The organism is Paenibacillus sp. FSL R5-0519 (assembly GCF_037974275.1).
Taxonomy (GTDB): domain Bacteria; phylum Bacillota; class Bacilli; order Paenibacillales; family Paenibacillaceae; genus Paenibacillus.
The window spans coordinates 141,680-162,252 of sequence record NZ_CP150234.1 but is presented as its reverse complement, the minus strand read 5'-3'; the positions used below and the strand labels follow the sequence as shown (position 1 = coordinate 162,252).

The 20,573-nt window shown below is 48.0% G+C and carries 19 protein-coding genes; 12 read left to right on the top strand and 7 right to left on the bottom strand.

Features of this window, described 5'->3' with window-relative positions; genetic code table 11:
• Positions 1-47 precede the first annotated feature (47 nt).
• Positions 48-2,870 (bottom strand): glycoside hydrolase family 3 C-terminal domain-containing protein, encoded by a 2,823-nt coding sequence (locus tag MKY73_RS00725; RefSeq protein WP_339305148.1) that lies wholly within the window; start codon positions 2,868-2,870, stop codon positions 48-50.
• Between the two features lie 391 nt (positions 2,871-3,261).
• Here MKY73_RS00725 and MKY73_RS00720 point away from each other — a divergent pair, with 391 nt between their 5' ends.
• The 5 genes from MKY73_RS00720 (at position 3,262) to MKY73_RS00700 (ending at position 7,715) form a co-directional block, all read left to right on the top strand.
• Positions 3,262-4,806 (top strand): FAD-dependent oxidoreductase, encoded by a 1,545-nt coding sequence (locus tag MKY73_RS00720; protein ID WP_339305146.1) that lies wholly within the window; start codon positions 3,262-3,264, stop codon positions 4,804-4,806.
• 293 nt (positions 4,807-5,099) lie between these two features.
• Positions 5,100-5,429, top strand: coding sequence for a PadR family transcriptional regulator (locus MKY73_RS00715; protein ID WP_339305145.1), 330 nt, complete (start codon positions 5,100-5,102; stop codon positions 5,427-5,429).
• On the top strand, positions 5,422-6,015 hold the full coding sequence (locus MKY73_RS00710) for a DUF1700 domain-containing protein (RefSeq protein ID WP_339305143.1): 594 nt from the start codon (positions 5,422-5,424) through the stop codon (positions 6,013-6,015). The genes MKY73_RS00715 and MKY73_RS00710 overlap by 8 nt, the downstream gene beginning before the upstream one ends.
• On the top strand, positions 6,012-6,917 hold the full coding sequence (locus MKY73_RS00705) for a DUF4097 family beta strand repeat-containing protein (protein WP_339305141.1): 906 nt from the start codon (positions 6,012-6,014) through the stop codon (positions 6,915-6,917). The genes MKY73_RS00710 and MKY73_RS00705 overlap by 4 nt, the downstream gene beginning before the upstream one ends.
• A gap of 78 nt (positions 6,918-6,995) precedes the next feature.
• Positions 6,996-7,715: a 3-ketoacyl-ACP reductase gene (locus MKY73_RS00700; protein WP_339305139.1), complete on the top strand. Its 720-nt coding sequence runs from the start codon at positions 6,996-6,998 to the stop codon at positions 7,713-7,715.
• Positions 7,716-7,826: 111 nt separating this feature from the next.
• Here MKY73_RS00700 and MKY73_RS00695 read toward each other — a convergent pair whose 3' ends face one another.
• Positions 7,827-8,366: a cupin domain-containing protein gene (locus tag MKY73_RS00695; RefSeq protein WP_339308805.1), complete on the bottom strand. Its 540-nt coding sequence runs from the start codon at positions 8,364-8,366 to the stop codon at positions 7,827-7,829.
• Between the two features lie 275 nt (positions 8,367-8,641).
• On the opposite strand from MKY73_RS00695, the gene MKY73_RS00690 reads away from it, so the two are divergent.
• The 4 genes from MKY73_RS00690 (at position 8,642) to MKY73_RS00675 (ending at position 12,303) form a co-directional block, all read left to right on the top strand.
• On the top strand, positions 8,642-9,316 hold the full coding sequence (locus tag MKY73_RS00690) for an alpha/beta hydrolase-fold protein (protein WP_339305138.1): 675 nt from the start codon (positions 8,642-8,644) through the stop codon (positions 9,314-9,316).
• A complete protein-coding gene (locus MKY73_RS00685) occupies positions 9,316-10,086 on the top strand; it encodes a class III extradiol ring-cleavage dioxygenase (protein ID WP_339305137.1) in 771 nt (256 codons plus the stop codon). Before MKY73_RS00690 ends, MKY73_RS00685 begins: the two co-directional genes overlap by 1 nt.
• A gap of 474 nt (positions 10,087-10,560) precedes the next feature.
• Complete coding sequence (locus MKY73_RS00680; RefSeq protein WP_339305136.1) at positions 10,561-11,157, top strand: SMI1/KNR4 family protein; 597 nt, start codon at positions 10,561-10,563, stop codon at positions 11,155-11,157.
• A gap of 144 nt (positions 11,158-11,301) precedes the next feature.
• Positions 11,302-12,303, top strand: coding sequence for a cation diffusion facilitator family transporter (locus MKY73_RS00675; RefSeq protein ID WP_339238437.1), 1,002 nt, complete (start codon positions 11,302-11,304; stop codon positions 12,301-12,303).
• A 149-nt stretch (positions 12,304-12,452) separates the two neighbouring features.
• Here MKY73_RS00675 and MKY73_RS00670 read toward each other — a convergent pair whose 3' ends face one another.
• Positions 12,453-13,052, bottom strand: a complete 600-nt coding sequence (locus tag MKY73_RS00670; RefSeq protein WP_339305135.1) for an NAD(P)H-dependent oxidoreductase — start codon at positions 13,050-13,052, stop codon at positions 12,453-12,455.
• Positions 13,053-13,186: 134 nt separating this feature from the next.
• Between MKY73_RS00670 and MKY73_RS00665 the strand changes: the two genes are divergently transcribed.
• Positions 13,187-14,233, top strand: coding sequence for an AraC family transcriptional regulator (locus tag MKY73_RS00665; protein WP_339305134.1), 1,047 nt, complete (start codon positions 13,187-13,189; stop codon positions 14,231-14,233).
• Between the two features lie 214 nt (positions 14,234-14,447).
• A complete protein-coding gene (locus tag MKY73_RS00660; RefSeq protein WP_017691802.1) occupies positions 14,448-14,948 on the top strand; it encodes a hypothetical protein in 501 nt (166 codons plus the stop codon).
• 295 nt (positions 14,949-15,243) lie between these two features.
• On the opposite strand, the gene MKY73_RS00655 is transcribed toward MKY73_RS00660, so the two are convergent.
• From MKY73_RS00655 to MKY73_RS00640, 4 genes are read right to left on the bottom strand one after another with little or no spacing between them, the layout of a single operon-like run.
• A complete protein-coding gene (locus MKY73_RS00655; RefSeq protein WP_339305133.1) occupies positions 15,244-16,317 on the bottom strand; it encodes an ABC transporter substrate-binding protein in 1,074 nt (357 codons plus the stop codon).
• Positions 16,314-17,123, bottom strand: coding sequence for an ABC transporter permease (locus tag MKY73_RS00650; RefSeq protein ID WP_062836831.1), 810 nt, complete (start codon positions 17,121-17,123; stop codon positions 16,314-16,316). Before MKY73_RS00650 ends, MKY73_RS00655 begins: the two co-directional genes overlap by 4 nt.
• On the bottom strand, positions 17,098-17,931 hold the full coding sequence (locus tag MKY73_RS00645) for an ABC transporter permease (protein ID WP_017691799.1): 834 nt from the start codon (positions 17,929-17,931) through the stop codon (positions 17,098-17,100). The genes MKY73_RS00650 and MKY73_RS00645 overlap by 26 nt, the downstream gene beginning before the upstream one ends.
• Positions 17,921-19,030, bottom strand: a complete 1,110-nt coding sequence (locus MKY73_RS00640; protein ID WP_339305131.1) for an ABC transporter ATP-binding protein — start codon at positions 19,028-19,030, stop codon at positions 17,921-17,923. Before MKY73_RS00640 ends, MKY73_RS00645 begins: the two co-directional genes overlap by 11 nt.
• Positions 19,031-19,286: 256 nt before the next feature.
• Here MKY73_RS00640 and MKY73_RS00635 point away from each other — a divergent pair, with 256 nt between their 5' ends.
• Entirely contained in the window at positions 19,287-20,516 is a 1,230-nt protein-coding gene (locus tag MKY73_RS00635; RefSeq protein WP_339305129.1) for an MFS transporter, read from the top strand.
• The last annotated feature ends 57 nt before the right edge of the window (positions 20,517-20,573 follow it).

The window sequence follows — 20,573 nt, the reverse complement described above, 5'->3', positions numbered from 1 at the left end:
CAAAAGCCTCCGAATGCATTCGGAGGCTTTTTCATGAGTTATTTAACTTAATGAATCTCGAAGTGACTGATACGTACACCTGCCGACAGCACAATGTATACATCCTGCGCACCTGATACACCCGCGAGTTCTGCCTTCACGGTAGACCACTGCTGGGCCTCACCTTGTGCCAGTTCCACACGTCCTGCGAGCGTACCGTCCGGTGAACCGAGTCGCACTTCCAACACCGCACCTGCTTGTTCTGCGGATACACGCGCTTCAATGGCTGCTGCTCCACTACCCAGATCGGCATCTTTGAAGGCAATCCATCCTTGCTCTCCAACTACACGGACAGCACTTCCGCCCTCTTTGCTCTCATCCAGGTCAACACCCAGATAAGCATCATAATTCTCAGCACGAGTAGCCACACCCAGATTACGGGCAGGGATCGTCTCTCCTTCTACCGTCAGGTCTGCAACCAGCTGAACATCGGAGGATGACTTGGCAACCATAATGGAGTAAGTTCCACTTTCCACGACATATCGATTACGAGTCACATCCCAGATTGCCAGTTCCTGAACAGGCAAGGTAAAGCTGACTTTAACTGTAGCTCCCGCTTCGATAGGAAGACGACGGAATCCTTTTAACGTTTTGAGTGGACGTTTCACCCGGGATTTGCCTGCACGAACGTACAACTGTACAACCTCGTCACTGGCGATTGAACTGGTATTGGTCACATCGACGGTTACCGTTACGTTGCCCTCTGTGCCCACTTGAGCCGGGCTAAGTTCCAAATCGCTGTATTTAAACGTTGCATACGTCAGACCATGTCCAAACGGATACAATACATTGCCTTCAAAATATTGATATGTCCGACCGGATTGAATGATATCGTAATCCTTGATGTCGGTCAGTTGATCTGCCGATTGTACCCAGGTCATGTTCAGACGGCCGGCCGGCGCGTAGTCGCCATACAATACGTCAGCTACTGCGTTACCTAGTTCCTGTCCTGCGTGTGAAGTGTACAATACCGCAGGGATGTTCTCCTGAACCCAATTGGACGTGAACGGATAACTGCCCACGATAACGACTACCGTGTTCGGGTTCGCGGCATAGATCGCCTCAACCAGACGTTGCTGGGATTCGGCGAGATCCAGACTTGGACGGTCAATCTCTTCTTTCCCGTTTACAAGCGGATTATTACCAACAAAGACAATCGCCGTTTCCGCAGCCTTGGCAGCTGCTACCGCTTCCTCAATTCCGTTCACAACCACATCCTGCTTGAATGTTTCTGTGGCCCCGAAAGTCTTCAGTTCTTCTGACACTGCCAATGCGTCGTTTCCACCATTAGGTGCAGTCACCGTTTTTCCATTCCATGTGGTGAGACCTACACTGCCATCCTCTTGTGCCAACAGGTGGAATACTTCCTTCACGAACCAGCCATACACTTCATCAGCGGAAGCCGTTACGGTCTCTTCATCAGTCGTTAAATATTTGCCGTTGCTTTCGGCCTGCAAAGTATAACTTCCGAAGCCCCAGTCGGACACCATGAACGTCTCCGCTTCTCCCGATGCAATAACAGGTGATTTCTCACCATCCGCCAGTCCAATCTTCTTCCCATTGGCTACGGAAGTTAACGTAATGCGATCATTTCCATCCTTGAAAGCCACGTTATCGCTGCCTACTTTGCCACGGATTGCTTCAAGCGGGGTTGCATTATACGGCATGGTGCCTGCATACCAGTCACGATAGACGGTTCCGCCCAATTGACCAATCACAGCCACTTTACCTGCCTTCGTTTTGTCCAGCGGCAGTGTGCCTTTGTCGTTTTTGAGTAATACCACTTGTTCTCTCGCAGCTCGAAGCGACAGTTCTTTTGCTTTCTCCGTCATCATGGACTCTTCACCAATAGCAGCGTATGGATTACCTTCTTCCGGATCGAACTCGCCCAGACGGAAACGCACACGGAACGTATTAAACAACGCCTTGTCGATGTCATCCATCGTGAGTGTGCCTTGTTCCAACCCTTCACGCAGTGCCTGTTTGGACAGCTCAGCATCATCGGTGATGCTATCAATTCCTGCCTTTACGGACTCTACCGTACCCGGTGTGTGGGAATCATAGTATTGATGATCGTTCTTGATGCCCATTACGTCGCCTGCATCACTGACAATGAAACCATCCATGCCCCATTCGCCTTTGACAATCTCGTTTACAAAAGGATGCAACAATGCTGGCGTACCATTAATGGAGTTGTACGCAGTCATCATGGACTGTGCACCGCCTTCTTTGAACGGCTTCTCAAATGCTTTCAGATAATACTCACGCATGTTGCGCGGATCAATGCTGGATGAACCACTTCCACGATCCACTTCGTTATTATTCGCAAGAAAATGCTTCAACGTAGCTACCGCTTTGTAGTACTTCGGATGGTCGCCCTGAATTCCTTTGACCAATGCTGTCGTCAGCTCCGCTGTCAGTTCCGGATCTTCCCCATACGCCTCTTCATTCCGTCCCCAGCGCGGGTCACGTTCCATATCCACAGTAGGTGCCCACAGTGTAAGACCGTTCACTGCCGGATTGCGTTTATAAAACACACGTGCCTCATCTCCGAGAACGGAGCCAATCTCCTTCATCAGATCCGCATCCCATGTGCATGCCAGCCCCACCGGTTGGGGGAAGGATGTTGCTTCTCCAAGCCAGGCCAAGCCGTGGGCTGCCTCTGTTCCGTGTTTGTAGGCAGGTACACCCAAGCGATCTACTGCTGGCTGATATTGCAGCATGGATTCGATTTTTTCATCTTCAGTCAAGCGGGATACAAGATCTTTCACGCGGGAATCCAAGTCTAGTGCTGTATCTTGAAACGGATATTTCGTTTGGTTGGTGGTCATAGTGAATCTCCTTTGGTTATCGATAGTTAGGACGTTTCTCAAAACTCGCTAAATTCAAAATGATAGCGAATACATACATTAATAAAAACGAGGGTAAATTCGGATGAATTCGTTCTTTAAATGGATAGATTAACCCTTTTATAATCAACGTTTCCGTGTATATAGTTCTATCTCCTCCCAAAACCTAAAACGGTTTCGGTAATCCTATCATATAGCATGTTTAACAAAAAAAACAGAGGTTCTGCGCAGGAAATTGTGAACATCTCCTCTGCAAAATCTGAACCGCACCGTTTTTTCCTGGCATAGTCTGGCAATCATGATTAAGAGTACAACGATGTGCACTGAACGATATGCGAATCAACCGAATGAAGATAAATAAGGAGGAAGACTAATGAGCGACAATCAGCATCCCAAGACGGGTCTGCCGCCCGTCCCCGAATCACTGTGGCGTGCTACGCATAAATTCAATGCCTATCCTAAACTGACCGAAGATATCACCGCCGATGTAGCGATTATTGGTGCCGGTATTGCTGGAATTACTACCGCTTATCTGCTGGCTCAGACGGGTATGCGTGTAGTCGTACTGGAGGCTGGAAAAGTGTTGGATGGCACGACCGGTCATACCACGGCCAAGGTATCTGCACAGCACGGCGTCATATTTGATGAGATTATGCATCACTTCGGACAAGAACAGGCCCGGATGTATTACGAAGGCAATGCCGAAGCCGCCAAATGGATGCGCAGTCTGGTGAAGGAAAAACAGATTGATTGCCAATGGGCAGAGGAAGATGCCTACGTCTATATTCAATCAGAGGAAAATATCAAAAAACTGGAGATCGAGCTGACCGCCTATGGCAAACTAAATATCCCTGGTGAGTGGGTAGACCCGCTCCCTATTCCAGTTCCCGCCAGGGCAGGTATTCGCATGCCGGGTCAGGCACGCTTTGATCCGCTGGCCTATCTGCACTACTTGCTGGATTCTGCTGTGAAGCAAGGGGTACAGATCTACGAGCATACGACAGTTACGGATGTAGAGGAAGATGCTTCACTGCATGTGCGGACCTATGGTGATGGCCCATCTGTAACAGCGGAACATGTTGTCGTGGCTTCTCATTTTCCCGTCTATGATCCCGGATTTTATTTCACACGGTTACACGCCGAACGATCCTACGCCGTATTAGTTGAGCCGGAGAAATCCTATGGTGGCGGCATGTACATTTCGGACGATACACCTTACCGTTCCCTGCGTACCGTCTTACATGACGGAAAGGAACTTATCCTCTTCGGTGGTGAAAATCATAAAACCGGACAAGGCATCTGTACCTTCGGTCATTATGAACGCCTCGAGCAGTTCGCGGCGGAGACATTTGGCATTCGCAACATTACATATCGCTGGTCAGCCCAGGATCTAATCTCCATTGACAAGGTGCCTTACATCGGACCGATTACGGGAAGACATGAACATGTCTACGTGGCGACCGGTTTTGCCAAATGGGGAATGACGACGGGTACAATGGCCGGGCATCTTCTCGCAGATCGCATCACCGGACGGGACAATCCTCATGCCGCTGTATTCGATCCGGCAAGATTCAAAGCTGACCCTGGCATGAAGCACTTTATTGTGGAAAATATGAATGTCGCCAAGGAATTGATCTCTGGCAAAGTGGGTATTGTGCACAAAAGCGTTAGCGATATTGGCGAAGATGAAGGAGCTGTCGTTCGTCATAATGGTAAACGGGCTGGCGCCTACAAGGACACCAGTGGCAAGCTGTTCCTGGTGGATACCACCTGCACTCACTTGGGGTGTGAAGTCGAATGGAACAAAGGCGAGCGTTCATGGGATTGCCCATGCCATGGTTCCCGCTTCAATTATGCAGGTCATGTAATTGAGGGCCCTGCTGTGGAAGATCTTAAAGTTCTGGACGCACAGGATTAACGTGTAGAGATTAATCGATAAGTCACAGATACAAAAGTTCATCTCACAGACCGGATCGGAATCCGCCTCCAGACGGAAGCAACCGATCCGGTTTTTGCTTATGCTGAATTATAGCTAAACAAGCAGCTTCGGCTTGAGCATCAACATCATACGAACAAATTAACGATATTTCATGAAACGGAACTATTTTAAAATCACTACCTTGCATTAAACAGTACTGAATGCTATGATGAACCCACCACTACTGAATAATAAACACTAGCGATAAATGAGGCTATTAAGGAGGAACCTGTGTGAATGTGAACATCCAGTTCAAAAAGGGAGTATTGGAGCTGTGCGTCCTGGTATTAATTAACCGCCGGGATCGGTATGGCTACGAACTGGCTCAGGCGGTCTCCAAACATATCGAAGTTGCTGAGGGTGCACTGTATCCCTTGCTTCGCCGGCTTGTAAATGACGGTTACTGCACCACCTATCTGCAAGAATCAAGCGAAGGACCGCCGCGTAAGTATTACCGACTGTCCGATACAGGTCGCGACTATATGACGGCACTGACGACGGAGTGGAATGAATTTGTGCGCAATGTCTCAAATCTGATTGAGGAAGGAACTCATAATGAATAGACAACAATTTATGCTGGCCATGGAAATTCATCTACGGCCGATGGAACCGCAGGAACGGGCTGAATTGCTCGCAGATTATGATCAACATTTCGAGCTTGGACTACGAGAAGGCAGACTGGAAGAAGAGATAGCTCGGGAGCTGGGACAGCCAGAAGAGATCGCCAAGGAAGCACTCGGTGAGCGTTATGACATGTATACGCCGGGTACAGATGCGTTCTATGCACCGACGTATCGCGAAATGCGGTCCCCCAGAAACAGTGCCAGAGCCACTCGTAACTTCTTCACAGCCGTTGGCCTGTTATTCCTGAATCTGATGCTTGGCATTCCAATCGGTCTCACGCTATGGTCAGTATGGCTTACACTTGCCAGCCTGTCCTTACTGGTATTGGCTCCTGTGGCAGCCGTTGTGGACTTCGTCTTTCTGGGCCAACTTGAGAAACCGGAAATCTTCGTTGCAATTGGCGCATTCGGTGTCGGCATTTGTTTTGCCATCGCATCGAAGTACGTTTTTAGAGCCTTCAAAAACACTACTCTTCAATACATTCAATGGAATAAAAACACGATGAAAGGAGATGTTTCCGCATGAGTACCAAGAAATGGCTTGCGCTCGCCGTGATCTGTATCGGAATAGGTTTGCTCGGAACATCCATCTATGGCGTTCAGTTCGGTGATGAACGGGAGCATTATTCTAAACGATGGGATTTCAAAGCGGATGAATTGCAGAACATTATGATGAATGCTAATTTCAGTGCAGATATTGAATTTGTTGTAAGCCCGGATCCGGATTCCAATGGTTATATTGAAGTGGATGGCAAATGGGACCCTGCCGTAGTCAGAAGCTTCGAACAGGCCACTTTATCCAACGGCACATTCCAACTGTCTCAGACAGAACGTGAACGATTGCAATTTTTCACCCTATATTGGAATGATCAAGACTCCACAATAACCGTGGCCCTGCCTGAAGGACACCAGTTAAATGAGGTTAAGCTGGATTCCTCTTCAAGTGACTGGGATCTAACGGGTCTGAGTGCCAATCAGCTTAAGCTGAATAATACCTCAGGTTCCATACGTCTGGAAAACATCAACGCACCCAAGATTGAACTTTCTCTAACTTCGGGTAACATTAACGCTTCCATGATTAATGGAGACATGACCGTAAAACAGACCTCCGGGAGCTTCACTGCTGATCAGGTAGCTGGTCATGTAAATAGTAAGATTCAATCAGGAGATATTGAGATCACTGAGTTAAACGGTGCAGCCGATGTTCAATTCACTTCAGGTAGCATTCATATTGAACAATCCCATTCCGCACCGATTAGTGCATCTGGAACATCAGGCGATATTTTCATCCAGGCTGCACCTGATTTTGAAGGAATCTATGATGCTAAGGCTACTTCCGGAGATGTAGATGTACCTGAATCGCCAATGGTGAGCCGGGAAGTGATCAAAGCCCGTACCTCTTCTGGCAGCATTGAGATTACCAAATAGTGATGAAGCAAATTTCCGAACTGTGGGTAATATAGTATAATCAAATGCCAGTCCAATTCTAAGGAGGAATTATCCACAATGGAACTTAAAAATAAAACAGCTATCATCACAGGTGCCGGTAAAGGTATCGGTCGCGCCATTGCTGAAGCACTTGCCAAAGAAGGTGTGCACCTAGGCCTTATTGCACGTACCGCTTCAGACCTTCAGGCTCTGCAGCAGTCTCTTAGTCAAGAATTCGGTGTGAAAGTAACCAGTGCTGTGGCAGATATCTCAGACCGCACACAGGCGGAAGCCGCTGTGGCAGCCATCGAGATGGAACTCGGAGCGGTGGACATCCTGATCAATAATGCAGGCATCGGAAGCTTCGGTACATTGCTGGAAATGGACCCCGAAGAGTGGGAACGCATTCTGCATGTGAACGTTATGGGTACATATTACGTCACTCGTTCCGTCCTTCCAAGCATGATCAAGGAAAGTAGCGGTAGTATCATCAATATTGCTTCCACTGCAGGTGAGCGTGGGTTCGCTACAGGTTCGGCATACTGTGCATCCAAGTTCGCTCTACTCGGCATGACCGAATCTCTGATGCAGGAAGTGCGCAAGTCCAACATTCGTGTAACCGCATTGACACCAAGCACAGTTAATACGGAGCTTGCGTCCAATGCCGGACTGAAAATTGGCGACGAAGACCGCATGATGCAAGCGGAAGATGTAGCTGAACTTGCACTCGCAACGCTCAAGCTGTCCGATCGTGTCTTCGTTAAAGCAGCAGGGATCTGGACAACGAATCCGCAATAGATAGCGTGTTTCTGACCTTCCCAGTTCGTTAGAAATATGAAAAAGGACGTCTCCATTGTACATGTATGCATGTTCGCATGTTCATGACTAGGGAGTCGTCCTTTTTGCATTCTACAAATGATCCAAACCTAATTCCTTGGACACCGCAATGAGCACCACAGCAGGCACATCACCGATATTGGTCACTTCATGGGGCACAATCGCATTCCAGGTAAACGAATCCCCCACTTCAAGAACTTCCACATCTTCACATTGCTCCGCCCGAATCTTGCCCTGCAACACCAGATGGCTTTCTTCCCCCGCATGTTTGCTAACCCCTGTCGATGCGCCTGGCGGCAATTCTACAATGGACATGCGCATGGCGCCTTTGGCGGTAAGGTGCTGCACTTTGATCTGTCCACTACCGGCCGTCGTTTCCTTGCGTTCGTTTTTGCGTACCACGTTCATCCGCTGCTCCGGTGTCAACAGCAAGTAGGGAAGTGGCACTTCCAGATAATCCGCAATACTTTCAAGCGTAGCAATGGAAGGTGACGTTTTGTTATTTTCCACGTTGCTGATAAAACCTTTGGACAACCCCGTGCCCTCGCACATCTGCATGATCGTAATCTGTTTCTGCTTGCGGATCGTACGAATAGCCAAGCCAATATCCATCATGCGTTCCTCCCCTTCTAATGATCTTCTTCAGGTTATTTATTCGGCGTGTGACTCAACAAATATAATTCGGTTGCACAGCGACACTTCTTTTAGAGCCATTCAAGGTTTCTTATAAACAACATATATTCATCATACAAAAAAAGTATTGACCCTACAATGAAACCATGATAGATTTTGTTCATAAATAAGAATATTTATTTCATATCAGTGAACTTAATCATGCAACATCAGAACAATATATGTAACTCAATCCTCATCAGGTGGTGTTTTCAATGAATTCTCCTTATATACATGAAGTCCGATTACCATCTCATTACAATCCAGATCAACGTTATCCTGTGATTTTCGCCTTACATGGCATGGGATCAGATGAGCAAGATATGCTTCGTTTGATGGAGCCTATGCAATCTGATTTTATTATCGTCGCCATCCGTGGGCCAATCGTTCAGGGTAGTGGTTATGCTTATTTTCAGATCAAAAGCATCGGCAATCCCATCCGTGAATTGTATGATGCCTCCGTGCTGGGACTGCAACAGTTGATTGTGGATCTGTCCGGCAAATATGCGATTGATCCCAAGCGGCGTTACATCGCCGGATTCAGTCAGGGTGCCATTATGGCAATGACCCTATCGCTGGTGATGGGGGATGGGATCAAAGGCATTGTAGCGATGAGCGGATACATCCCGCAATTTGTGAAAGACGAGTACAAGCTGCAACCCGATACGGAACTGTCTGTGTTTATCTCCCATGGAGATCAGGATCATCTATTCCCGCTGCAACTGGGCGAAGACAACGCCAATTTCTTCCGTCAACATACCCATCACGTCACGTATGTACCTTACAACGGTGGGCATCAAGTGAAACCCGATCTATATCAACAATTCCAACAATGGCTCCGGATAGATGCAAATGTGACTTCCGAAGACCCGAAAGGACTGAATTCATAATGATGCCATCCCTGTTTATTGCTCACGGTGCCCCATCACTGGCACTGGAGGAGAATGCGTACACCGAATTTTTGCAGAAACTTGGACAGGAACTGCCAAAACCCAAAGCAATCGTATTGTTCTCTGCTCACTGGGAATCCACAACTCAGCTTGTATCCTCAGTAGCCAACTATGAGACCATTTATGATTTTGGCGGTTTCCAGCCCGAGCTGTATCAGATCAAGTACCCGGCTCAAGGACAGGCAGAGACCACTGCCGAAGTAGAGCGGTTATTGCAAGAAGCCGGGATTCCAGTACAGACGGATGATGTCCGGGGCCTGGATCATGGCGCTTGGGTCGTTCTACGCCTGCTCTACCCGGATGCGGATATTCCCGTAATTGCCTTGTCTGTGAATCGCTATCTGACAGGTGAGCAGCAATATCAGGTCGGACAGGCACTCGCTTCGTTGCGTGAGCAAGACATTCTCGTTATTGGCAGCGGCGGGACCGTTCATAATCTGCGGCGATTGAACTGGGAAAGTAACGGCGTTGACCCGTGGGCATCCGAATTCGACAACTGGCTGCATGACAAGCTGGTGAGTTGGGATACGGAGTCTCTCTTCTCCTATGATAAACTGGCACCTTCAGCTCAAGCGGCCGTGCCTACCCCGGAGCATTTTGTACCACTACTGCTCGCCATGGGTGCAGGTCATCAAAATAAGCGGGCATCGCTCCTGTTCAAAGCCTATCAGTATGGCAATCTGAGCTTGTCCTGTTGGAAGTTTGATTAAAGAGGACTTTATAAAACGAACTAAAGTATTTACACTCGCTACTCCGATGACAGAACAACCTTCTGATCGCTGTTATCCCCAGATTTTTTTATTTACTTTATATAAAGGTGAAAATCTGGTGATAAGCTTATGCTTCCGATGTAGCTTTCTTGCAGAAAGCTTTTAGGCGAACACTTCGCTTCTTCAGGTTATTTCTGTCCTCTACGTTTTCGTGTAAAAGATTAGTTTCATTTATATAGTAGATAAATAATAAGCGTGGGTTACAGGGATTGCCTCTGTGACTCACGCTTTATTTGTTGTTAAGAGCGACAACAACCGCCTTAGAATAATGAGACCATTGTAGTATGTAAGCAAGGACTCCGGTTTCTTGTGTGCTTTTGCGGCTTATAACTATAATATGAGGTGAAATCAGGCAGAGTTTGCTCGCATAACACTCGCCATATTATCTGAATAGCTCATACGGAGGGGAATTGGATGCCAGAACAGCGTATATATGAATTGATGGATGAACTGGATGTGTTGCTGGAGGAGAAGGTACAAGATGAGGAAAACCGAGAGCTTCTGGAGGCATATCACCAGTTTGAAGGTGTGACGGATGAGCAACTTGACGCATTCGAGCATGAACATGGCATTCGTTTACCTGCTGATTTTCGTGCGTTTTATAAACGTAAAAATGGAAGCGGTTATGGCTTTCACGTCTTGTATCCAAGCCTTGAGGAAGGACGGGAAACTGAGCCATTTTATCTAATGTCCTTGGAAAGGATTCAAAAGGGGCAATCCACGCTGGTGGAGAACCGCATGGATGATTATTTTACCGAAGAAGAGATCGGAGAACTTGATCCCCGAATCAAACCCTACCTTTTTCAGAAAAAATGGGTTACGTTTGGCATGCTCGGCGGTGGATCACTGTATCTGATGTTCGACTTTGATCCGACAGAAGAAGGTTCGTACGGGCAGATTATTATGTACATACATGATCCGGATTTTGTATATTACGTGGCTGGGACATTTACGGAATTGTTGGAACAGTCCAATCGGAATCTACGTGCCTTGGAGGCCATTGAGTACTAAAACCCTATATGATGATATGACCTTTTTTGCATAATGCTGGGATATGTCAAAGCGGTTATAATAACATTTAGTGGAAATGCACAACCTATGTAGATGAGGACTACCTTTTCTACACATTACATTGATCTGGGAGGAACATACGAAGTGGCTGAACAACCGAAGTCTGAGAGCTTTATGTCTCTCGTCAAAAAAGGAAACACATCCTCCGCCGTAGCGATGGCAGGAAATGCGGTTCTTGCTGTGTGCAAAGGGGGAGCCTTCCTATTCAGTGGCAGTGGCGCCATGTTCGCTTCGGCGATGCATTCATTGGCCGATGCCATTAACCAAGGTTTTGTCTTTGTCGGAAGTGTGTTGTCTGAGAAAAAACCTACACGCCGCTTCCCGACCGGATTCGGACGGGTCATCAACATTTTCTGCATGATCGCCGTTATTGTTGTTACCATTATGGCGTATGAAACGATCCATGAAGGTATCCATCTGTTGCAGCATCCTGCCGGCCATTCCGGAGGGCTCTGGATTAACATCGGTGTGCTCGTCTTGAACATTCTGATCGATGGGGCCATTCTGATCAAAGCCATGAAGGAAATCTTAAAAGAAGCACGTGCACCCAAAGCCGCCGGATTGGCCCTGGTCCCTGCTGCCATCAAAAACGTAGGCCGTGCTGCGCCACCAACCCGTCTCGTATTCTACGAAGATGTTGTCGCTGTACTGGGTGCCACGCTCGCGTTAATCTCTGTCGTGGTTATTGCCTTGACCAATTTTGCATTGCTCGATGGCATTGTGACAACGATTATTGGATGTCTGATGATCGCTGTAGCCTTCCGTGTCGGTTACGATAATATGATCGGATTAATTGGTGTTGCGGCTCCGCAGGATATTGAGGACAAAGTATCCCAGACCATTCTGGCAGATACACATGTTGCCGATATTCAGATGATGCGGATCATTCAGGAAGGCCGTTATTATCATGTGGAAGGTCTCATTGAGTTAACCAAAGGACTCAGCCTGGCGGATGCGGATGACATCAAGTTCCGGATTCAGGAGAAACTGATGACGAACCCCGACATCGCAGATGCAGCCATCTCCATCATTGAGGATGACGGCGTGAACAGCTGGGGCAAGAAACATTCGGATGTGGTGAAGTGAGGAATTACCCTCTTCAATAAATGAGATAAGGCCCACTCTTCGCAGAGTGGGCTTCTTCACGTAGCTAACGATGTGATATAGCTAAAGCTAACTACATGGCTGCTGAATGGCTGCGCTAAACTCGTTGGTTGGAAAGCACTGACTGGCCGTCATAGGGGTTTATTTCCTCCCCCCTGCTTCACCCCCATTTCCATCAATTTATCCAGCCATTTCTGACGAAACACTTCGGTGGAGTTCTTGATTGGACTAATCTCGGTCACACGTACGGGGGATACGCCACAGAATTGAAGAATATTTGTTTTCATAACCCGATGGCCTGCATGTCTGTAGATGAATCGATTGTACCAGCGGGGCGTATCCATGGTCACGATGATATGCGCGGATTTCCCTTTCAACAATTTGTCCCACAGCGGCGAGTTGTCCCGATATTTCATCGCGAAGTCGGGCAAAAACACCCGATCAATAAACCCTTTCAGAATAGCGGGCATCGTTCCCCACCACGTCGGATAGACAAACACCAAATGATCCGCCCATCGGATCCATTCCTGAGCTTTCACCAAGTCAGGTTCCAGCTCCGTCCGCTGACGGTACCCGTGCTGAAGATTGAGATTGAACTGAATGTGGCTCAAATCCACCAGCTCCACTGAGCTACCTGATCTCCGGACTCCTTTTATATAGGCTTCCGTTAGTGCTTTGCAGTAACTTTGCGGATCAGGGTGGCCATTAATCACCAGAATATTTGATTTCATACATCTGTTCCTCCTGTATAATTATGTTTATGAAGGCCGAAGAAGCAGGCATATCACAAGCATAAAGTGATGTTATACATAAACAAATGATCAACGACGCCAAAACATTGCTGATTTGCGCAAAAGGGGGGAGCATGATTAACCACAATCACGGTGTGTCCATTTCCATGTTGTATCCAATTATGAAGACACTGGTGAACAAAGGGTACGAATCTAATGCGTTTTTCGAGCACGCTGGCTTAGATCCTGCTATGATGCAGAATCCAGAAGCCCGAATTTCGGTTGAAGAATTGGAACGTATTATGCAGTATGCTGCCCAATATTCCAATGATCTGTATTTTGGATTGAACCAGGGACAGCTGCTGGACTTCGCGGATCTGGGACTTCCCGGTTACGTCATGATGCATTCCAAGAAGATCGGAGATGCACTCGCTGCTTATCAACGATATAACATCATTCTATATAGCGGATTCAATCTGAGTTGGGACGTAAGTGGAGAGGATTTGATCCTCCAATTGTCTTTGCAGAAATTGGAGAAGCAGATGTCCCGTCATTGCGTGGAGGATATGGCCGTCTCTATAGTGTATTTGATTAGCAAACTGGCGAATCGCCGGGTGGAATTGAAAGAGGTCCGGTTTAGTCATCAAGCACCCGCTGTTTCAGGCGATCTATCTCCTTATGTTGGCATGTTCGGAATAGTGCCTCAATTCGGGGATACCCGTACAGTCCTGCGGATGCATAAAGATATTCTGGAGCAGCCGGTATTATATTCAGATGCAAGAATGCTGAGGGTCTTTGAAACCATGGCTCAGGAAAGCAAGGATACGCTGCACTCATCTCAACCCTTCTCCGGCAAAGTAAGTCGGTGGATGATGGAGAGCCTTCCAACCTTCTTTCCCACATTACAACACACCGCTGAGCATCTGAGCGTGAGTATTCGCACACTACAAAGCCGATTACGTGAAGAAAATACAACGTATAACGAGATTTCCGTTCAGGTACGCATGGAACTGGCACTGCGTTATTTGCAGAAAGGAACCTATTCGTTGGGGGATATTGCCTATGCCCTGCATTTTTCGGAACAAAGCGCATTTCAGAGTGCCTTCAAAAGGTGGACTGGTCAGACGCCTGGGCAATACCGCGCAGACCTGAAGCAGCATGTGCAGCCTGCACCGCAGTAAACCGATTACGTACATCTTATAGGTACAGCTTATAGGATGCCATGCGTGTATTGATGAAAAGCCTATTTCATACCTAGACTTTGGTCTAGGTTCATTTTAACTCCAAAGACGGAGGATAGACATTTCCACTTCATGGTATGCTGTGAGTAACGAAAGTAATTGATCTACATACGACCGTTCGGAAATTGATCTTGTATTGAGAAGGAGAGATATTATGGCTAAACGTACGATCCTTGCGCCTGTTCTCATTTTGCTGGGCGTGTACCTGATTCTGAACCAGGGAGGTTCACTCGGTCCGGGTACGATCTTTGCGACCTTCTGGCCCACGTTATTCGTGATTCCACTAGGACTGTTCTTCCACTGGCTCTACTTCTCCATGATTGGCAGAGGGGTTGGACTGCTGGTTCCCGGTGGATTGTTGCTCACTGTCGGTATTGTCTGTCAGATCGCGATGCTGTTTAACAACTGGGGTACGATGTGGCCGGGCTTCATTCTGGCTGTAGCTGTGGGTTTGTTTGAGCTCTACTGGTTCGGTGGTCGGAATAAATGGTTGCTGATCCCCATCAACATTCTAACGGTTATCTCCCTGTTGTTCTTCGCCGTAATGTCGATTGGCACGATGCTGAGCAGCTTGAGCTTTATCCAGCCGTTCGTGGCGATTGTGCTGATTATGGGTGGGGCATGGATCATGGTGGGTCGCAAAAAGCGCATGTAACCCATTATTCGTTTCCACTTGATCACTGCGGTGACAGAACAACTTCGGATCGCTGTTATCCCCGGATTTTCCCATCTAGCAATGGGAAAATCCGGGGATAAAGGCGAACGCTCCGCTTCCTTCGTTTGTTCTGTCCCCTCCGTTAACGTGTGCACAAAAAAACATAACCTGCGCTTTTGCTCTGAAGTAGGTAATATAAAAAGGGTAGCTGCTCGTCATTCAAGTGAAATGACGAGCAGCTACCCTTTTTGTCTTTTTTTGAGGATCTAACGAACTGTGCACACGCTATTCGCGGTTATTTACTATGCATTTTAAACTCCAGGAACAGGTCATTATAATGCGAGAGCATTTTTTTACCCAGATTATCGTAGACCTCCAGCTTGCCTGTCAGTGTCTCGTCTGGATAGAAACGTTCATCCTCGGAGATGTCCTCTGGCAGTAACTTCAGTGCCTCGGCGTTCGGCGTGGAGTAACCTACGTATTCCGCATTACGAGCGGCATGATCCGGGTCCAGCATGAAGTTGATAAACTGGTGTGCCCCTTCAATATTACTCGCCGTCTTTGGAATAACCATGTTATCAAACCAGAGGTTCGAGCCTTCTTCCGGAACCATGTAATCCAGTTTGTCATTCTCATCCATAATCTCCGACGCATCCCCGGACCATACAAGTCCAACTGCCGCTTCCTCGTTCGCAAGCAGCATCTTGATCTCGTCACCCACAATTGCTCTGACGTTCGGCGTCAATGTAGACAGCTTCTTCAGCGCTTCCTGCAAATGGTCTTCGTTGGTATCGTTCAGGGAATACCCGAGACTGTTCAATCCCATGCCAATGACTTCGCGTGCGCCATCAAGGAGCAGGATTTGATTTTTCAAACGCGGGTCCCACAGGTCATTCCAGCTATCAAACGTCAACCCGTCCACCAGTTCAGGATTGTATACAATCCCTACCGTGCCCCAGAAATACGGAATGGAGTACTTGTTGCCTTCATCAAAGGACAAGTCCATGAATCGTGGATCAATGTTGTCCAGGTTGGTTAATTTGCTATGATCGAGTGGCACGAGCAAGTCTTCTTCTTTCATTTTGCTAATCGCATATTCAGAAGGAATCGCCACATCAAACGTAGTACCGCCCTGCTCAATCTTGGTCAGCATCGCTTCATTGGAGTCAAACGTCTGATAGATGACTTTAATGCCTGTCTCGTCCTCAAACTCCTTGAGCAGATCAGGATCGATATAATCGCCCCAGTTATAGATGGTCAGTGTGTTGCCGCCAGAATATCCCTGACTCTTGTTCAGATACGAAGCCAGGATCATAAGAGCAAAGGCGGCCACAAAAACAAGCGCAAATGTCCGTACCAGTTGCTTCATGGTCGCAGCCCCTTTCCTCCAGGTGGTATCCGTGTTGCACGGCGGTTAATGAAGTAATATCCAACCACCAGCAGCACCGTGAGCAGGAATAACAGGGTAGACAACGCATTGATGGACAACGATACGCCCTGCCTTGCTCTGGAGTATATCTCTACCGAGAGTGTGGAGTATCCATTACCCGTGACAAAGAATGTTACTGCAAAATCATCAAGTGAGTACGTCAAGGCCATGAAGAATCCGGCAAAAATACCTGGTTTCACGTATGGCAGCACCACACGCGTCAGAATCTGCCATGATCCTGCACCCAGATCGCGTGCCGCATCCATCAATGTTGGGCTCATCTCCTGCAGCTTTGGCAGGACCATGATCACGACAATAGGTACACTGAATGCGATATGAGATAGCAGGACCGAAGTGAAGCCCAGTTTGATGCCAATCATGGTGAACAGAATCAGGAATGACGCACCAATGATGACATCGGGACTCACGATCAGCACGTTGTTGAGTGACAGCAACGTATTCTTCGTCCGTTTGCGACGCACATGGTAGATCGCCAGTGCTCCTGCTACACCAAGGATTGTTGAGATCGCCGATGACAGGAGTGCAATGATAAATGTATTCAGCACAATGATGAGCAGCCGTGTATCGGCGAACACCTCCCTGTACCATTCAAGCGTGAATCCTTCGAAGCTGCGCATATGACCGCCGCTGTTGAAGGAATAGAAGATCAGATACGCAATCGGTGCGTACAGAATGGCGAATACAACGGCCAGATAGACGTTAGACAGCTTTCCGTTTCTTCCCATTACGCACCTCCTTCTTGCCTGATCCGGTCAGGAACATAATAATCGCCATCGCAATAATCAAAAAGACGGCAATCGTTGATCCCATCCCCCAGTCCTGAGTGACGAGAAAATGCTGTTCAATCGCTGTTCCCAGCGTAATTACACGGTTTCCCGCAATCAGGCGGGTAATCATGAACAGGGACAGCGCAGGAATAAATACAGCCTGACAACCTGATTTCACACCGCTAATCGTCAGCGGAAAGATCACCCGGCGGAACGTCAGCCACGATGAGGCCCCCAGATCACGCGCCGCGTAGATCAACGATGGGTTCATCTCTTCCAGCGCATTGAAGATTGGCAGAATCATGAATGGAATGAAGATGTACACCGAGACAAAAATAAAACTGAAGTCGGTGAACAAAATCTGCTGTGTGCCAATACCCACCACTTCAAGCAGGGAGTTGGTCAGACCATACGTTCCAAACAGGCCGATGAAGGCGTACGCTTTTAACAAAAGATTGATCCAGCTTGGCAGAATGATCAGCAGCAACCACAGCTGCTTGTGCTTCGTCCGGGTCAGCATATACGCCGTTGGATACGAGATCAGCAGCGAGAACGCCGTAATCAGAAATGCATACCAGAACGAACTGAGCGTCATCTGCAAGTACACCGGCGTGAAGAACCGGGCGTAGTTGCCAAACGTGAAGTTACCCTCCACATCGAAGAACGAATAATAGATGACCAGCAGAACCGGCGCCACAACGAACAACACCATCCATAATACATATGGAATCAGATACGCATTGCGTGTGCTGGCCTTAGTCTGCATGAGCGGCCTCTTGATAAGCTTCGAGTCGTTTGTCGAACTCTTCCTCAGTCTCGTTAAAGCGCATGACGTGTACAGCTTCCGGATCAAAATAGAGTCCAATCCGTGCGCCTACAACAGCTTTCTTCGTTGAATGCACAAGCCACTCATTGCCCGCATCATCATATGTGGATATCTCGTAATGCACCCCGCGGAATAACTGGGAGTCCACATTGACCTTCAGCTTGCCCAGTTCTTCGGTTGTAATCTCCAGATCCTCTGGGCGAATGACAATCTCTACCGGCTCGTCCGGCTGGAGACCCTGATCGACACACTCGTGCTGTGCACCAGCGAATTCCACCACAAAGTCCTGCTTCATTCTGCCCGATACAATATTCGATTCCCCAATAAAGTCCGCTACAAAACGGTTAATCGGCTCATCATAGATATCGTTCGGTGTACCGCTCTGTTGAATGACGCCGCCATTCAGGACAAAGATCTCATCCGACATCGCCAAGGCCTCTTCCTGATCATGCGTAACAAAGATAAACGTAATACCCAGTCGCTGTTGCAGCTCCCGCAATTCATACTGCATCTCGGTCCGCAGCTTCAGATCGAGTGCAGACAAAGGCTCGTCCAATAACAGGATTTCAGGCTCGTTTACAATTGCGCGTGCAATCGCGACACGCTGCCGTTGTCCGCCAGACATTTCACCAATTTCACGGTTCTCATAACCGGACAGATTGACGAACTTGAGGGCTTCCAACACTTTGCTGCGAATTTCAGCTGTTTTCATCTTTTTGATCCGCAAACCAAAAGCCACGTTCTCAAATACATTCAGATGAGGAAATAACGCGTAATCCTGAAATACGGTATTCACCTGCCGCTGGTGGGCAGGCACCTTGTTGATAAGCGCACCGTTAAAATAAATACTGCCCTGTGTCGGCTCCGCAAAACCGGCAATCAGCCGCAATATCGTTGTTTTCCCGCAGCCCGATGGGCCGAGAAGCGTATAAAATTTACCCCGCTCAATCTCAAAGCTGACTGCCTTCAATACGGCTTCATCCTGATCGTATTGCTGAGTCACCGCTTCAAAGCGGATAATCGGTTGTTGTTCTGACATGCTTCACATCGCCCCCTTATACTTGAGGTACCTCTTCATTCTGTACACTTTCGTTCATGCATCCTTATAGATAACCCATCTATTATATATGATTCAGGTATAACCGCAATGGTTTTGATGTAAACGCCGCGTGTCATTTTCTTCTTATTCTCAAAAATTCTGCATACATTACGGGTATATGTCGATATCTACGCATTCCTTTAGGATATGAAGCACGTTTGGGATTCCATTTTATATGTGAAAGGAGTCTTGGCTCTTGGATATTCGTCGTAATCTGCCTTTGCTGATAACGATTTGTTTCCTTAGTCAGATGGGCGGGTTCATGATCCTGCCCCTGTTTCCTTTGTTTATTGAGGAATTTGGCCTGTCTGGCTGGATGATGGGGGTTATTTTTGCGCTTTTCTATGTGGGGAAAGTGATTGGTGGCATTCCTGCTGCGGCAATTTATAAAAAACTCGGGGGTAAACGTGCTCTCATCCTCATGCTGTTACTGCTCGCTGTCTGCATGGGTGGCTTTGCGGTGTCTACTGCTGCGGTGTTGTTCGGCCTGCTCCGACTGCTGCAAGGGCTGGCTTCCACCGGGCTTACAGTAGTCGTGCGTTCCATCATCGGAGATGGAGGCAATGCAGACAACCGCGGCCTGTATAATGGATATATCAGCAGCAGTGAGGGTGGCGGAATGGTGCTCGGTCCGGTTATTAGTGGCTGGCTCGCGCTGCACTGGCCTCTGTTAGTTCCTTTTCTGCTTGTTACGTTATGTTGTCTGATGGCTGTGGTCGCTGCGATGGGAATGAAGACAACAACGACACCTCCTTTACCTTCATCAACATCCGATGCACTGCATACGCAAGGTACGGGTATCTCCCAATCCAATCAAGCTCCCGACTCAATAACGATTAGCCCAACTACAGAGCTTAGCCAGCTTCAACAGCTTCTCGGCTATGGTACGGTACATTTTCTGGAGATGAGCGCTTATGCGGTGTTTCTCACCTACTTCGCACTGTATGCAGCTCACATCATGCATTGGGACCCCTTTGCAACCAGTCTCGCTTTCACTGTATCCGGGATTTCTACGCTTGCCGCTGCACCCTTTGTTGGTTATCTCTCTGACCGGATGGGGGATCGTCTGTTGCTATGTATGCTCGGCATGTTCCTGATTGGTATCGAAGTTGCTGTATTTCTAAGCACGTCATCCCATCTATGGGTCTACGTTGGCATGCTGATTGGCGGGGTTGGCGGGGCATGTTACATGGACTCGTTCTTTGCCCATGTCGGTGATCATATCCCCGATGAGAGTCGAAGCTCCGTCATAGGCAAAATTGTCTCTGCGGCTGAGATCGGCTCCATCGTATCCCCACTGGTTGCAGCCCTGCTGATGGAGGTTGGCTCACTGTACTCCGTGTTTGTTTTCAATCTGGTGCTGATTGCTGTTGCTATTGCAGTTCAGGGTGTAATGCGCAGTCGGTACAAGACAAGACGGGTGTAAACGCAAAAGGGAGACGTCCCACAAGTCATGAATATGACGGAGGTCATCCCTTTATTG

Coding starts and splice junctions, on each gene's coding strand:
- MKY73_RS00725 (WP_339305148.1), bottom strand. CDS start 2,870: ATGACCACCAACCAAACGAAATATCCGTTTCAAGATACAGCACTAGAC.
- MKY73_RS00720 (WP_339305146.1), top strand. CDS start 3,262: ATGAGCGACAATCAGCATCCCAAGACGGGTCTGCCGCCCGTCCCCGAA.
- MKY73_RS00710 (WP_339305143.1), top strand. CDS start 5,422: ATGAATAGACAACAATTTATGCTGGCCATGGAAATTCATCTACGGCCG.
- MKY73_RS00705 (WP_339305141.1), top strand. CDS start 6,012: ATGAGTACCAAGAAATGGCTTGCGCTCGCCGTGATCTGTATCGGAATA.
- MKY73_RS00700 (WP_339305139.1), top strand. CDS start 6,996: ATGGAACTTAAAAATAAAACAGCTATCATCACAGGTGCCGGTAAAGGT.
- MKY73_RS00695 (WP_339308805.1), bottom strand. CDS start 8,366: ATGGATATTGGCTTGGCTATTCGTACGATCCGCAAGCAGAAACAGATT.
- MKY73_RS00690 (WP_339305138.1), top strand. CDS start 8,642: ATGAATTCTCCTTATATACATGAAGTCCGATTACCATCTCATTACAAT.
- MKY73_RS00685 (WP_339305137.1), top strand. CDS start 9,316: ATGATGCCATCCCTGTTTATTGCTCACGGTGCCCCATCACTGGCACTG.
- MKY73_RS00680 (WP_339305136.1), top strand. CDS start 10,561: ATGCCAGAACAGCGTATATATGAATTGATGGATGAACTGGATGTGTTG.
- MKY73_RS00670 (WP_339305135.1), bottom strand. CDS start 13,052: ATGAAATCAAATATTCTGGTGATTAATGGCCACCCTGATCCGCAAAGT.
- MKY73_RS00665 (WP_339305134.1), top strand. CDS start 13,187: ATGATTAACCACAATCACGGTGTGTCCATTTCCATGTTGTATCCAATT.
- MKY73_RS00660 (WP_017691802.1), top strand. CDS start 14,448: ATGGCTAAACGTACGATCCTTGCGCCTGTTCTCATTTTGCTGGGCGTG.
- MKY73_RS00655 (WP_339305133.1), bottom strand. CDS start 16,317: ATGAAGCAACTGGTACGGACATTTGCGCTTGTTTTTGTGGCCGCCTTT.
- MKY73_RS00650 (WP_062836831.1), bottom strand. CDS start 17,123: ATGGGAAGAAACGGAAAGCTGTCTAACGTCTATCTGGCCGTTGTATTC.
- MKY73_RS00645 (WP_017691799.1), bottom strand. CDS start 17,931: ATGCAGACTAAGGCCAGCACACGCAATGCGTATCTGATTCCATATGTA.
- MKY73_RS00640 (WP_339305131.1), bottom strand. CDS start 19,030: ATGTCAGAACAACAACCGATTATCCGCTTTGAAGCGGTGACTCAGCAA.